Genomic DNA, 13,438 nt, shown 5'->3' on the forward strand with positions numbered 1-13,438 from the left:
GGCTACAAGCAGGCAATCCAGGAAAGCAGCCAGGCGATGAAGCCGATCGCCAAGACGGAAGCCCTGGTGTCGCAGGCGGCTGCCATCAGCCAAAGCTACAAATCGGCCGTCGAGCAGACGAAGAACTCCATGCGGGCCATTCCCAAGACCGAATCGCTGACTCAGCAGACCTCGGCCGTCGTGGATCGTGTCCAGTCACAGGCAAGGGAAAGCGCCCAGGCCGCGGCTTCGGCCGGCAGCAGGGCCAAGCCTGCAGGCGGCAAAGTGGATATGCATGCCTGAGAGAGCGGGCCGTACCAGCGCCGGGACATGACTGCCAAAGGCAGCGTCGCCAGGATGATCGGCACAGTCCGAGGAACCTTGCGGCCATGGGTTCGTTTCAGGACTGTTACGGTATAACCCGGCCCGTCCGACAGGAAGCTCTCCATGCCACTGGTCATTTTTCTGATCCTCGTCGTCCTGATCGCCATGTTCGGCTTCTGGGACACGCTGAGCGCATTGCTGGGCAGCATCATGATGATCATCCTGTTCGCCGCAGCAGCCGCCGGCCTGCTGGTGCTGACCGGCATGTTCATCTACCACCGGGTCAGGAAGCGCACCCAAACCCCGGATCTGCCGTAAAGTCCCGATCACAATGACTTGATCCGGCACGCTTTCCGCCTTTCGGGCACGCCCGGCTGCTTTTCCGGAACGCTCCCGCGTCCCATATGGACCGATAGGACCGGCCCGTCGGTTCGGGAGTGTACCAATGAAACGCAGAGTATTTTTAGGAGGCACCATGGCCATCCTTGGCGCAGGCGGACTGTTCAGGTCGCTGACGAGCGGCAATGCGGCCGAAGCCGCCGGTGGCGAGCGGTTTCCGGTATCGAAACCGGCTGCGGAGTGGCGCGAGCAACTGACCCCGGAGCAGTACCATGTGCTTCGCGAACACGGCACCGAGCGCGCCGGCTCCAGCCCGCTCAACGCCGAAAAACGTTCCGGCACCTTCGTCTGTGCCGGCTGCGAGCAGGACCTGTTCGCATCCGACACCAAGTTCGAGAGCGGAACCGGCTGGCCCAGCTTCTGGAAGCCCTTGGACGGCGCCGTCGGGACGACCGAGGACCGCTCGTTCTTCATGACACGCACGGAAGTGCATTGCAGCCGCTGCGGCGGTCATCTGGGCCATGTCTTCGAGGACGGCCCCAAACCCACGGGCCTGCGCTATTGCATGAACGGGGTGGCGATGACGTTCCGCCCCGCGACCAGCTGACGCGGAGCCCTGCACCCAGTGCCCGATCGCCTTCGATCCGAAAGGGACTTGAGGCGAATTAACTATAACTAAAGTACATACGCGGTACGAATCCATCCGTTGCGGTCCCAGGAACGGGGCCGGTTGGCTGGGTTCGTACCATGCGCGCTTGCCTCATTCCGATAAGTTGCCTCGCCGTCCTGGCACTGGCCGGCTGCACCGGCGGAGCTTTCATCCCGCGCGGCGATGTGGGGGCCGTCGTATCGACGGCCCCGTCCCGCGATATCAGCCTTTCCGGCGTCATTACCCAAAAAAGTGCCGACCGGATCATGGATGAGTTGGAATCTCACGCCGGTCCGTCCGTGACCATCCGCCTCGATAGCCCCGGCGGGGACGTATCGGCCGCTCTCCAGATTCACGACCAGCTGAAGCGGAGCGGTAAACTTGTGGTGACCCGCGTCGACGACGAGGCACGGTGCATGTCGTCGTGTACCCTGATCTTCGCGGCGGGCGACCAGCGGCTGGCGGGCTCCCGGTCGCGCTTCAGGTTCCATGCTCCGCTCTATGTCGGATGGCTGCCGCTGCCGGGGCCGGTCGTCGCCCTGATCGAAGCCGTCACCCGACGGGGAATTGCGAACACCTATGCCGAGGCATCGCCGGAGTTCGCCCGTTATCTGGCGGAACCCGGCATCCGGGCGCTGGACTCCCGCAAGGGGCTGGCGCTCAGTGGGGAAGAACTGGCGAAACGCGGTGGAAACTTCGTTACCGGAATACCGTGACGGCCGCTCGCCGGCCAAGGCAGACCGCTGCCGGCGTCAGTCGCCGTCCATCACCCTGGCGGCGTTGACCGCATCGGCGACTGTGACGCCCTTGCGGATGATGTTGTCGATGACCCGTCCCTGGACGAGATGCACGCCCAATCCATGGGCGAACATCAGACCGGATACGGTTCCGCACCGGGCAAGAATGAGCTTGCACTTGGACTGGCTTTCGATCTTCGCCACCAAGGCATGGTACAGGTCGGCGTCCATCTCCAGCATGTCCTGCGACCAGAACATCTTGGCATAGTCGCAGTCCATGTATTCCAGATCCATATGCGTGACCCAGAACGGCGTCAGGCCGTCTATGCAGATCGAATAGCCCCGGTTGCGGGCGAAATCGACGACTTCCTTGTAAATGGTTTCGTTTTCGACCAGATCGACTTTGTTGATCTCAAGGACGACGTTGCTGCGCAGTTCGGCTGTGAGCCGTTCGTCGAACTTCACGAAGGCCGAGGACATGATGGTGGTGAGGTTGAGATTGAGTCCGATCTTGTGGCCCCGGATGAAATCTATGCCGTAGTTGAGCGTCTTGAGGATCGACTGGTCCAGATTGGACGTAAAGTAGTTGAACAACCATCGGTTAGCGGTAATGTCGTAACCTGGGCTGATCTTGTCCTCGACGCTCTTCACCGCGATATAAAGCTCGAAATACTCCCGGTGGTTCTGAGCTTCCGGGCGGATATCCATGACCGGCTGGTTCAGCATGAAAGGCGACAGGTCGAAGATCGCCATCTGGCTCTCGATCCGCGCCATCTCCTCCAGGTTCACGGCAGGCTTCGTCTTCAGCTTGCCGCCATCTGAACCGCCGCTGGTGTCGAGTCCCTCGATGAAGCGCATGACGTTCACGAAGTTGAGCGACAACTCCATGATCGAATAGAGGCTTTCCTCCCGGTAGGGATTCAGCCCCATCATCTTCGTCCGCGCCAGCATCAGCCGTTCGATCTTCTGGCAGACGTCCGAGATGGCGGAGAACTTGATGCCCTTGTAAAGGATCAGCACATCGTCGTTGGACAGGTTGAACATCTGAAGAAACGCGGAATTTTCAGATATTTCCTGGACGGCACGGCGAATCGCGGCGATGTCGCCGTAGCTCTTCTCCTTCAGGAGGGACAGGTGCAGATGAACGAGCCGGAGCCCGTTCAACTCGCGCTTGGCGGATTGCAGGAGCGTGAGAAGCTTCGCATCGTCGTGCGGCGGCTTTACCGCCGCCGGGGGTTTTCCGCCCGAAGCCGGCCGCGCCTGATCGCGAACGGGCGGTTCAGCCTTGGCGCGGTTCATCATGCTCCGGCTCGCCTTATCGGGAGGATGGAACCCAGCTGAGACCCTTTGAGCAAACCGACCCCCCACCAACCGTCAGGGCAAACGACGAACCGAAATGTCTAACCCATTCGTTGCTTCACCATAACACGAAGGAAGGGGATTTTAACTGGATTCTACCAAACTATCGAGAGTTGACCCTTCATGTCACAGTTCACGCGGGATGGCATAGGGGATCACCGGAGGGCGGCGGTTTCGCCCAGACCGTCAAGCACGGCCTTCTCCACGATGTCCACGCCGAGGTCCTTGAGATCCCGAACCTCAAGGCAGGTGACGTTGGGCCGCTGGATTCCCGTCAGCCGGGCGGCCATGTGACTGCCGAACAAGGCCACCGTCGGCCGGCCCAGATGGGCCGACAGGTGAGTAGGCCCGCTGTCGTTGCCGACGGCGAGCCGGGCGCCGGTCAGAACTCCCGCCAGCTGGAAGAAATTCAGCCAGCGCCCGGCGGTCAGCATGGTACCGGGGATGGTGCGGCAAAGGTCGAGTTCCTCCGGACCGGGGACGGTGACGACCTTGATTCCCCGCGCGACCAGCCGCCCGGCCAGTTCGGCATAACCGGGCCAGCGCTTCTGCGGCAGCCGGGCGGAGGAACCGGGAAGCAGGACGACATAGGGCTCCGAGACTCCGGCCTCCTCCAGGATCTCCCGCACGTCGTCGGCAGCCCAGGACAAGTCCGGCGCCGGCGTATGCCTGACCGGCACCCCGGCGTCCTTCAACTGGCCCGCCAGCCGCTCCAGGCTGGGAATGCCCTTCGGGTTCGGCGCCCGGTGCGGATGGCTGCACCCCGGCGCCGTCCCGGACCAGGGAGTATGCGGCAGAAACCAGCGCCGGTAGAAGGCGGTCCGGGAGACGTTCTGGAGATCGTAGACCATGGCATAGGGCTTGGCGGTCAGGCGCCGGCGCAGATCGAACATGCGGTCGAGGCGCCAGCGGGGGGCACGGGGATCGGTTTCGACGGCATCGATCCACGGACAACGCTCCATCAGCTTGCGGTACGCCGGTCCCGTCAGCAACGTGATCCGGGCGGATGGGTGGTGCAGCCTGATGTCGTGAAGGGCGCCTTCGGACTGGAAGAGGTCGCCCAGGGCGCCGAGCTTGATGATCAGGATTTCTTCGGTCATGGAAAGTCGAGTCCGGAAAGGCGGCCCCGCCGCAGGCTGCGCACCATAGCCGCACATCCGCCACCGTTCCAGGCTCCTCCTGCCGGGGCCGTCCAGCCGGGGACGTCCAGCCGGGGCCGCCACCTCTGGACCGTCCTGAGGAAATGCGGTCCCGCTCAGCCCGCCATGCCGACGGCCATGTCGAGCATCGGGTCTTCCAGGCGATGCAGCCGTCCGCTGGCCGCCAGGGCCAGGCGCAGCACCACGGCCTTGCGCCGTGCGGCGTTGAGCCTCGTTACCGGCGCATCGCGCATCACCACGGCGCCGAACCCGTCGGCCACCATCAGCCCGCACTCGGGCGGGATGAGATCGGCCGGAAAGTCAGGGCCGACGGCGAAGAAGAAGGTATCGCAATACGCCTGATACTCCGGCCATTTCTGATCGGCGCGGAAGTCCGCGACCGAGCTTTTCACCTCCACGATGACGATTTCGCCGGCATCGTTGACCGCCGCCACGTCGGCACGCCGCCCGGAAGCCAGCCGGAACTCCGTCAGGCTGACATAGCCACGTTCGGCCAGCGCCCGCCGGACTCCCCGAGTCAGCAGATCGGCCACGCCCGCGGTTCTGAATTCCTCGAATTCCACACCCGCCCCTCGAATTTTGCCCAGTCGATTTGGCCCAGCCAACTTGGTCCAGCCAACTTGGTCCAGCCGCACGGAAGAGGCCGTCTGAAAGAGGCCACTATACCTGATTATGACTTAGATGGGTACATATCATGAACGCGTTAAGTCTTTCATCCGGACCTCAATTCACTGCTGGCATCCGCAGCCTGCTGCGCCTAGGCTGGCCTTGCCCGTTAGAGTTACCACGCAAACCGCTTGCATGACCGAGACGATGATTACCATCCCGAATCTCGTGGGGACGGTCGGCATGCTTGCCGGACTGCTTACCACCACCGCCTTTCGGCCTCAGGCCTTCAAGTTCTGGCACGGCAAGTCGGCCAGCGGTGTGTCGTTGACGATGTTCGCCTGTTTCTGCACGGGTGTCGCCCTCAGTGCGATCAACGGGTTCATGCCGGGCCCATTCCCGGTAATCCTGGCGAATGTTTTGACGCTCTGTATCGCCGCCGCCATTCTGGTCTTCAAAACCCGATATGGCTAACGCCCGTTTATTATTTGGCACGCCCGCGTACTGCGTAAATGCCATTCTTGCCTACTCTTGCCGCTTTTCGTTTCGTATGGAAACGACTAGGCTCTTCCTGTCTCCTACAGGTTGACCATGTCAGATCAGAACCCTACAGTTATCGACTCGAAGGGCCGTTGGCCCACCCCTGAAGCTGAGCCGCGAACCGAGCCCGGTCGCGGTCCGGGAATCGTATCGGTCGATCCTCAGGGCCGCATCCTCTCCTGGAACCATGCCGCAGCCTCGATCCTGGCCGATGCCGGCGGTGCGCTGGAGATGGGGCAGCCTTTCGTCCGTCTCGAAGTGGAGGCCGGGCGGCTCTGTTCCGTCGCCTTCAGCCGCAGCGGCATGGCCGACGGCGGCGCGATCTGCCTGTGCGAGCAAATCCCGGCGAAATCCCTCCTGCGGGTTCCAGCGGCAGCGGCCACGCTGCCGGCGATGATCCCGCATCCGGCCCATGTGACGGACGGCGCACTGAGGGCGATCGCCGGCTCCTTCGCCTTCATCCGCAATCCCCTGCCGCTTTGGATCTTCGATCGCCAGACGCTTTCCTTCGTCGCGGTCAACGACGCGGCCCTGGGGCGTTACGGATACTCGCGCGAGCGGTTTCTGAACATGAGGATCAGCGATATCCGTCCGCCCGAGGACATACCGCGGCTGATGGATTCGATGACGGAACGTCTGACTTCGGGCGAGTCAGGCCAGTGGCGGCATATCCTGGCCGACGGACGCACGATCGACGTGCTGGTGACGTCGGAATGGTTCACGCTGGACGGCCGCCCGCTTGCGCTGACGGCCGTCCAGGACATCACCGCGCATTGCAGGCTGGAAGACAGTCTTGTCGAGGCGCGCATCGAAGCGGAAAGGGCCAACCGCGCCCGCAGCCGCTTCTTCGCCGTCGCCAACCACGACCTTCGCCAGCCGCTCGCGGCGCTGTCGCTGTTCGTCGGAGCGCTGGAGAACCGGCTCAAGGACCCGACCAGCCGCGATATCCTGCGCGCCATGAATACGGCGCTGGCGACGATCAAGAACCTTGTCGACGCCCATCTCGACATCGCCCGCATCGATGCGGGCACGCTGCGGGTCGAACCGGTCGGCCATTCGGTCAACGGCCTCCTGACGCGCATGGCCCTGGAATTCGCCGGTCCGGCGCGCCAGAAGGGACTGACTCTTCATGTGGCGCCCTGCTCCGCCGTGATCCGGAGCGACCGCGACCTGCTGGAACGCATCCTGCGGAACCTGTTGTCCAACGCGGTGCGCTACACCAGCAACGGCCGGATACTGCTGGGCTGCCGCCGTCAGGGGGATCAGTTGCGGATCGAGGTCTGGGATACCGGCCCCGGCATTCCATCCGATCAGCTCGACATCATCTTCGAGGAATTCTACCGCGGCAATACGTCGAGCACTTCCGACGCGGCCGGCTTCGGCCTGGGCTTGTCGATCGTCGACCGGCTGTCGCGCCTGCTCAACCACTCGCTTACCGTCCGCTCGAACGAGGGCAAGGGATCGGTCTTCGCCATCAGCGTCCCGATGGAGGTCGAACCTGAACCGAGGATCGCCGTTCCCGCCATCCCGGTCCGTGCCGACAGCGAAGGATTGCCCCGCGTCCTCGTGATCGAGGACGACGTCATCGTGCTTCAGGCGCTGGAACTTCTGCTGGACCAGTGGGGCTGCGACGTGATCGCCACATCGGGCTACGACGAGGCGATCGAGGGGCTGGCGGGACAGAGCCAGGCGCCCGATCTGGTCATCGCCGATTTCCGCCTTTCCGGTCCCGCCAGCGGTATCGTCGCGATCCGCCAGATCGCCAAGATGATGCAGGTCGATCTGCCCGGCCTGATCATCACCGGCGACACCGATCCGCGCCGCCTGAAGGAAGCCCGCTTGAGCGGATATCCCCTGCTCCATAAGCCGGTCTCGGCACTGGCCTTGCGGGCCGCCGTGGCAAGCCTGCTGGGGCGCGACCGCCTGCGCGACGGCGTCGGCTGACGGTAATCGATCCGGACAAACGAAAAGGCGCGGCCACCGTTGCGGCCGCGCCTTTTCGCCGGTTCCGCCGTGATCAGGAGTTGATCGTCAGCGTGCCGATGCTGGTGTTGTCGGAGACGTCGCCGCCCAGGGCGCCGAAAGCCGACGAGCCCGAGGTGGCATCGCCGCCGGTGGCGCCGCCGCCGATCGCGAAACCGCCGCCCATGCTCATCGGAGCACCGCCGCCGGCGCTGGCCGCACCGCCGACCGCACCCGAAGTGCTACCGGAGTGACCGAAAGCATCGCCGCCGCCCTTGCCGCTCTGCTCGACACCGACCGACGTGTTGTTGGTGGGGAAACCGCTGACAGTGCTCATTGAAGTTCTCCTGTTATCCGACGTTTCCGGGGTCCGGCTTCCGCCGCGCCACCCCCGCTGCCATTAGTGTTCTGCAACGGGCATGCCACCAATTGATTACCGCGAAAGGCAGGTTTCTCGGGCTTCAAACAGGAGTTCTGTGTCCAGTTATTCGGACAGCGTCAAGCAAAGGTGGATGGGAGGCGCCAAGACCCTCAGTGCGCCTCCGCCCAGCTATGGCCGGTGCCGGCTTCGGCGACCAGGGGGACGCCCAGGCTGGCGGCTGCTTCCATCGTCCGGCGGACCAGATCGGCGGTTTCCGCGGCTTCCGCCTCCGGCACCTCCAGCACCAGTTCGTCGTGGACCTGGAGCAGCATGCGGCCTTTAAGTCCGGCGTCGGCCAGGGCCGGCGGGATGCGGATCATGGCTCGCTTGATGATGTCGGCGGCCGTTCCCTGGATCGGGGCGTTGATCGCCTGACGCTCGGCGAACTGGCGGCGGGCGGGGTTCTTTTCCGCGATGCCCTGGATGTGGCAGCGGCGGCCGAACAGGGTCGTGACGTAGCCGTTGCGGCGGCAGAACTCCTTGGTGCGGTCCATATAGGCGGCAAGCTCGGAGAAGCGCTCCAGGTAGGTCTTGATGAAGGCGTTGGCCTCTCCCGCCGAAATGCCGAGCTGGCGGCCTAGGCCGAAGCCGCTGATGCCGTAGATGATGCCGAAGTTGATCGCCTTGGCCTTGCGCCGGATCTCGCCGGTCATCTGGTCCAGCGGCACGCCGAACACTTGGCTCGCCGTCATCGCATGGATGTCGATGCCCTCGCGGAGAGCCAGCTTCAGCGCCTCGATCCCGGCCATCTCGGCGACCAGCCGCAACTCGATCTGCGAATAGTCGACCGAGAGCAGGACGTGGCCCGGCTTGGCGATGAAGGCCCGGCGGATCTTGCGGCCCTCCTCCGTCCGGATCGGGATGTTCTGGAGGTTGGGGTCGGTCGAGGACAGCCGCCCGGTGCCGGTGATGGCCAACGCGAACGACGTATGCACCCGGCCCGTCTTCGGGTCGATCTCCTGCTGGAGGCTGTCGGTGTAGGTGCTCTTCAGCTTGGCGAGCTGGCGCCAGTCCAGCACCTTCTGGACGATGTCATGGCCCTGTTCGGCCAGCGGCTCCAGCGTGGCGCTGTCGGTCGAATAAGCCCCCGTCTTGCCCTTCTTGCCGCCCGCCAACCCCATCTCGGCGAACAGCACCTCGCCCAGCTGCTTGGGCGAGCCGACGTTGAACGGGTGGCCGGCCAGCCGGTGAACCTCCGTCTCCAGCTCGGCCAGCCGCGCGCCCAGGTCGCGCGACAGGTCGGACAGCACGGCGCGGTCGACCAGGATGCCCTCCGCCTCCATGTCGGCGACGACGGGGATCAGCGGGCGCTCGATCGTCTCGTACAGCGTCGTCAGGCGCTCGGGCACGAGGCGCGGCTTCAGCGCATGGTGCAGCCGGAGCGTCACGTCGGCGTCCTCGGCGGCGTATTCGGTCGCCTTGTCCAGCGCCACGCGGTCGAAGGTGACGCGCGACTTGCCGGTGCCGGTGACCTGATCGTAGGTGATCGGGGTATAGCCGCAGTGGAGCTTCGCCAGCTCGTCCATGCCGTGGCCGTGCAGGCCCGTTTCCAGCACGTAGCTGATCAGCATGGTGTCGTCGATCGGGGCCAGCCGGATGCCGTGGCTGCCGAAGACCTGGATGTCGAACTTGAGGTTATGGCCGATCTTGAGGACTGTGGGGTCCTCCAGCAGCGGCTTCAGCTTGGCTACGACCTCGTCCACCGGCAACTGCTTCGGCGCGTCCGACGGCATCAGGTCGAGCGAGCCTTCGGATTTCGCGCCGTCCGGTCCGACATGGCCGACCGGGATGTAGCAGGCCGCACCCTGCTCCACCGCCATCGAGATGCCGACCAGCTTGCAGCTGCACGCGGTCAGGCTGTCGGTTTCCGTATCGACCGCAAGCGTGCCGGCTTCGTAGGCCGCCGCGATCCAGCGGTCCAGCGCCTCGGCCGTCTGGACCAGCTCGTAGCTGCCCTTGCCGTCGAACTGGGCGCGCGGGCTTGCCGCCGGGGATGGCGCCGGTGTCTCTCCGGTGGCGGCTTCTCCGCTGGAAGCGGCGGGCTGCGGGGCCGACGCGCCGTCCACCAGCCTGCCGTCGGCCCGGATCTCGTTCTCGACGCGGGTGATGATCGAACGGAAGCCCTGCTGCCGCAGGAAGCCAAGCAGCTTCTCGTGGTCGGGTTCGCGGACCTTGAGGTCGTCGAGCGGAGTCGGCACCGCCACCCGATCGTCGAGCTTGACCAGCCGCTTGGAGATCCGCGCCAGTTCGGCATTGTCGATCAGCGCCTGCCGGCGCTTGGGCTGCTTGATCTCGCCGGCGCGCTCCAGCAGCGCTTCCAGGTCGCCGTACTCGCCGATGAGCTGGGCGGCCGTCTTGACGCCGATGCCGGGCACGCCCGGTACGTTGTCGATCGGGTCGCCCGCCAGTGCCTGTACGTCCACCACCTTGTCGGGCGTGACGCCGAACTTCTCGAAGACCTCTTCCACCCCGATCGTCTTGTTCTTCATCGGGTCCAGCATGCCGACGCCGTCGCCGACCAGCTGCATCAGGTCCTTGTCGGACGATACGATGGTGACCGGCCGGCCCTGCTCGCGGGCGAGCCGGGCATATGTCGCGATCAGGTCGTCGGCCTCGAACCCTTCCAGCTCGATGCTGGGGACGCAGAAGGCCTCGACCGCTTCCCGGATGATGCCGAACTGGGGCTTCAGCTCTTCCGGCGGCTCCGGGCGGTGGGCCTTGTAGTCGGGATAGAAGTCGTTGCGGAAGGTCAGCCGCTTGCTGTCGAAGATCACCGCCACAGCTTCGGCGTGGTGATCGGCCAGCAGCTTCATCAGCATGTTGGTGAAGCCCATCACCGCGTTGACCGGCGTGCCGTCGCTGCGGGTCAGCGGCGGGATCGCGTGGAAGGCGCGGAAAATGAAGCCGGAGCCGTCCACCAGATACAGGGCATCGGCGGGCTTTGCTGCGGCGGCGGGTTCCACGGATGCCGCCGGTGAGGCGGCCGGGGAAGCGTCTGTCTGGGAGGCGTCGGTCATGGGCAAGCACATAGCACGGTCGGGCGTTCCGGTCGATACGGCGGCGGTCAATTGCGGGTTGCCCGGCGGCCGGAAAACGGATAGAGATTGCGCCGGAGATAATGTCCGCGTAGCTCAGCAGGATAGAGCACAGGATTCCTTGTTGCAAAATTGGGCGTTGCGCCGGGAAACCTCGCAACGGATCCGCTCAAAGTCGGGGAAAGCTGGGATGCCTTCGGGTATCTTGCCGATCCCGAGCCAAGCCACTCCCGCAGGGCGACCGGCGTGGAATGGAAGGTGTAGAGACTGGACGGGCGGCACCTGTCGGCTTCGGCCCATGGTGAAGGGACAGTCCAGACCACGAACGCCTTCAGGCGGCGGCGAAAGCCGAAGTGGTATGAATCCTGGGGCCGTGGGTTCGAATCCCGCCGCGGACACCATCTCCCTCTTCTTTCCCCCTTAAGCGATGCTCCGCCGGTTTCAGCCGAGCGCCGGCGTCCGCCGGGCTCCGAGCCTCAACCGCTTGGCGGCGCGCGTGACCGGCGCTTCCAGGCCGGCATAGGCCGCCACGCCGACCGCCGTGCAGACCAGCGTGGCGACGCAGATGAAGGTGACCGCGGCGGGCAGTCCGGGCTTGGCCGGGCCGGGAGCGGTCCAGCCGGCCATGGTCCAGAAGGTCCGGAGCGCGCCCAGCGTCACGATATGCGTCAGGTAGATCGAGTAGGACGCGTCGCCCAGCAATTCCAGCACGCCCTTGCCGCGTAGCTGCCGGCGGCTTTCCAGCGACAGCGCGCCGATGACGATCATCAGCGCCGGAAGCCCCCAGGCCAGCAGCCGGGTCTGCGGTGCGGCCCAGGGCGTCGCCGCCACCAGCAGGATTCCGCCCGCGGCGACGAGGGCGGCGGATGCGGGGGTGGAAAACGACAGGCGTCCGCCAAGGTACAGGCGCCCGACCAGCATGCCGGCCACGAACTCCATCACGATGGACTCGGTCCAGAAGCTCAGCGCCGGGCCGGAGGCCAGTCCGCCGAACCCTGCCAGCGTCAGGCCCAGGAACACCGCGAAGACCGCCGGCAGCATGATCCGGCGCGGCAGGAGCAGCGCACAGGCGAAGATGCCGTAGAAGAACATCTCGTAATTGAGCGTCCACCCCGTCAGCAGCAGCGGCCACAGCCGCTCCGGCTGCGCCGGGTCCGGATGCGGGATGAACAGGAGCGACCGCACGAGGTGGCCGGGCGTGGTGTCGACGATCATGATGGCGTTGGGCAGGGCCGACGACAGCGCGAACAGCCCCAGCGTCACGATCCAGTACATCGGGACGATCCGGACGATCCGGTTCCTCATGAAGGCCAGCGGCGTGATGGAACGCTCCGCCGTCGTCACCCACATGATGAAGCCGCTGATCACGAAGAAGATATCGACGCCGGATGCGCCGAACCGCCAGATGCCGCCCTCGAAAAGGCTCTGGTACTCCTTGATCTGGTAGATCGCGTGGTGGAAGACGACGAGGAGCGCCGCCACGGCGCGGAGATATTGTATCGAGACGATGCTGCCGCCCGTCCGCCTTGTCCCGCTCCCCATCGATCGGCCCCGCTCCGGTTGCTTCCAGGTGCGGCCGAACCTGCCAAGCCGGCCGCCGGATTACCAGAGCGAGGAACGCAGGCCCTCCTAATGTCCCGGATAGCAAGCTATGCTACGCGTCCCGCCCGCGGTTCAGCCAATAGGCCGCCAGGGCCGTGACAGCCGTGCCCAAGACGGCGCCGGCCATGATGTCCGTGGTCCAGTGGCGGTCGGCGATCACGCGGCCTCCCGCCAGCACGCCGGCGGCCGCGAAGGCCGCCGCACCGATCCTGCGGTCGCCGGCGGTGCAGGCGATCGCTGTCGCGGTGGCGAAAGCCGTACCGGCATGGCCGGACGGGAACGAGCGGGCGCCCTCCGTCCCCCATTCGCCGGCGTCGCCGCAATCGACGGGACGCGACCGGCAGAGCTGGCGCTTGATCGCTTCTGCCACCAGCGCCGTCCCAACGACGCCGGCCAAGCCAACCTTGCCGGTATGCTCGAGGCCGGGGTCGCCGTTGCGCCGGCCCATGGCCCAGCACAGGGCGAAGGCTGGGATCAGGACGTGGCGCTTGATGCCGTAGCGCCCGACAATCTTGACCGTATTGGCGACGGCTCCAGGATCTTCAAGGCAGAATTCCCGGACGGCGGTGTCGAGCAACGTCAGGTCTCTGGGAGCGGCACAGACGCGGGGACGAGTGCGCAGGAACCGGCGCGGAATCGACGCCCGGAGTCTGCGCGGCAGCGGATAGGAATTTTCCATGGGGATACAACGTATTTTCGCTATCCCTGTTCCTTGAACATCCCAG

Annotated in this window: 13 protein-coding genes; 6 read left to right on the forward strand and 7 right to left on the reverse strand. The window is 65.1% G+C overall.

Annotated features, from left to right (window positions below; genetic code table 11):
- The 4 genes from AC5JJ6_RS13900 to AC5JJ6_RS13915 all read left to right on the forward strand — a co-directional run.
- Positions 1 to 282 (forward strand): hypothetical protein (locus AC5JJ6_RS13900; protein WP_496042618.1); only part of this gene is annotated, 282 nt, incomplete at its 5' end.
- A gap of 144 nt (positions 283 to 426) precedes the next feature.
- Positions 427 to 621: a hypothetical protein gene (locus tag AC5JJ6_RS13905; protein ID WP_044433160.1), complete on the forward strand. Its 195-nt coding sequence runs from the start codon at positions 427 to 429 to the stop codon at positions 619 to 621.
- 157 nt (positions 622 to 778) lie between these two features.
- Complete coding sequence (gene msrB / locus AC5JJ6_RS13910) at positions 779 to 1,249, forward strand: peptide-methionine (R)-S-oxide reductase MsrB (RefSeq protein ID WP_496042619.1); 471 nt, start codon at positions 779 to 781, stop codon at positions 1,247 to 1,249.
- A gap of 140 nt (positions 1,250 to 1,389) precedes the next feature.
- On the forward strand, positions 1,390 to 2,007 hold the full coding sequence (locus AC5JJ6_RS13915; protein ID WP_496042620.1) for an ATP-dependent Clp protease proteolytic subunit: 618 nt from the start codon (positions 1,390 to 1,392) through the stop codon (positions 2,005 to 2,007).
- 36 nt (positions 2,008 to 2,043) lie between these two features.
- Here the strand turns inward: AC5JJ6_RS13915 and AC5JJ6_RS13920 are convergent, their stop codons facing one another.
- The 3 genes from AC5JJ6_RS13920 to AC5JJ6_RS13930 form a co-directional block, all read right to left on the reverse strand.
- A complete protein-coding gene (locus tag AC5JJ6_RS13920; RefSeq protein WP_496042621.1) occupies positions 2,044 to 3,330 on the reverse strand; it encodes an EAL domain-containing protein in 1,287 nt (428 codons plus the stop codon).
- Between the two features lie 212 nt (positions 3,331 to 3,542).
- Positions 3,543 to 4,487, reverse strand: coding sequence for a glycosyltransferase family 9 protein (locus AC5JJ6_RS13925; protein ID WP_496042622.1), 945 nt, complete (start codon positions 4,485 to 4,487; stop codon positions 3,543 to 3,545).
- Positions 4,488 to 4,642: 155 nt separating this feature from the next.
- Positions 4,643 to 5,080, reverse strand: coding sequence for an MmcB family DNA repair protein (locus AC5JJ6_RS13930; protein WP_496042623.1), 438 nt, complete (start codon positions 5,078 to 5,080; stop codon positions 4,643 to 4,645).
- 268 nt (positions 5,081 to 5,348) lie between these two features.
- Between AC5JJ6_RS13930 and AC5JJ6_RS13935 the strand changes: the two genes are divergently transcribed.
- Together AC5JJ6_RS13935 and AC5JJ6_RS13940 are read left to right on the forward strand one after the other, a co-directional pair.
- Positions 5,349 to 5,627 (forward strand): SemiSWEET transporter, encoded by a 279-nt coding sequence (locus AC5JJ6_RS13935; RefSeq protein WP_496042624.1) that lies wholly within the window; start codon positions 5,349 to 5,351, stop codon positions 5,625 to 5,627.
- A 117-nt stretch (positions 5,628 to 5,744) separates the two neighbouring features.
- On the forward strand, positions 5,745 to 7,637 hold the full coding sequence (locus AC5JJ6_RS13940; RefSeq protein WP_496042625.1) for an ATP-binding protein: 1,893 nt from the start codon (positions 5,745 to 5,747) through the stop codon (positions 7,635 to 7,637).
- A 73-nt stretch (positions 7,638 to 7,710) separates the two neighbouring features.
- Here the strand turns inward: AC5JJ6_RS13940 and AC5JJ6_RS13945 are convergent, their stop codons facing one another.
- The 4 genes from AC5JJ6_RS13945 to AC5JJ6_RS13960 all read right to left on the reverse strand — a co-directional run bounded on the left by AC5JJ6_RS13945 (position 7,711) and on the right by AC5JJ6_RS13960 (position 13,392).
- Complete coding sequence (locus tag AC5JJ6_RS13945) at positions 7,711 to 7,992, reverse strand: hypothetical protein (protein ID WP_496042626.1); 282 nt, start codon at positions 7,990 to 7,992, stop codon at positions 7,711 to 7,713.
- A 194-nt stretch (positions 7,993 to 8,186) separates the two neighbouring features.
- Positions 8,187 to 11,093 (reverse strand): DNA polymerase I, encoded by a 2,907-nt coding sequence (gene polA / locus AC5JJ6_RS13950; RefSeq protein ID WP_496042627.1) that lies wholly within the window; start codon positions 11,091 to 11,093, stop codon positions 8,187 to 8,189.
- Positions 11,094 to 11,552: 459 nt separating this feature from the next.
- Positions 11,553 to 12,653 carry an acyltransferase family protein gene (locus AC5JJ6_RS13955; RefSeq protein WP_496042628.1) on the reverse strand — a complete coding sequence of 367 codons (1,101 nt, stop codon included), beginning with the start codon at positions 12,651 to 12,653 and terminating at the stop codon, positions 11,553 to 11,555.
- Positions 12,654 to 12,765: 112 nt separating this feature from the next.
- A complete protein-coding gene (locus AC5JJ6_RS13960; protein WP_496042629.1) occupies positions 12,766 to 13,392 on the reverse strand; it encodes a phosphatase PAP2 family protein in 627 nt (208 codons plus the stop codon).
- Between the last annotated feature and the right edge of the window lie 46 nt (positions 13,393 to 13,438).

This window comes from Skermanella sp. (assembly GCF_059503625.1).

What these genes read in the sequence shown, in the direction of transcription:
- AC5JJ6_RS13905 (WP_044433160.1), top strand. Translation starts at nt 427, where the DNA reads ATGCCACTGGTCATTTTTCTGATCCTCGTCGTCCTGATCGCCATGTTC.
- msrB (WP_496042619.1), top strand. Translation starts at nt 779, where the DNA reads ATGGCCATCCTTGGCGCAGGCGGACTGTTCAGGTCGCTGACGAGCGGC.
- AC5JJ6_RS13915 (WP_496042620.1), top strand. Translation starts at nt 1,390, where the DNA reads ATGCGCGCTTGCCTCATTCCGATAAGTTGCCTCGCCGTCCTGGCACTG.
- AC5JJ6_RS13920 (WP_496042621.1), bottom strand. Translation starts at nt 3,330, where the DNA reads ATGATGAACCGCGCCAAGGCTGAACCGCCCGTTCGCGATCAGGCGCGG.
- AC5JJ6_RS13925 (WP_496042622.1), bottom strand. Translation starts at nt 4,487, where the DNA reads ATGACCGAAGAAATCCTGATCATCAAGCTCGGCGCCCTGGGCGACCTC.
- AC5JJ6_RS13935 (WP_496042624.1), top strand. Translation starts at nt 5,349, where the DNA reads ATGACCGAGACGATGATTACCATCCCGAATCTCGTGGGGACGGTCGGC.
- AC5JJ6_RS13940 (WP_496042625.1), top strand. Translation starts at nt 5,745, where the DNA reads ATGTCAGATCAGAACCCTACAGTTATCGACTCGAAGGGCCGTTGGCCC.
- AC5JJ6_RS13945 (WP_496042626.1), bottom strand. Translation starts at nt 7,992, where the DNA reads ATGAGCACTGTCAGCGGTTTCCCCACCAACAACACGTCGGTCGGTGTC.
- polA (WP_496042627.1), bottom strand. Translation starts at nt 11,093, where the DNA reads ATGACCGACGCCTCCCAGACAGACGCTTCCCCGGCCGCCTCACCGGCG.
- AC5JJ6_RS13955 (WP_496042628.1), bottom strand. Translation starts at nt 12,653, where the DNA reads ATGGGGAGCGGGACAAGGCGGACGGGCGGCAGCATCGTCTCGATACAA.
- AC5JJ6_RS13960 (WP_496042629.1), bottom strand. Translation starts at nt 13,392, where the DNA reads ATGGAAAATTCCTATCCGCTGCCGCGCAGACTCCGGGCGTCGATTCCG.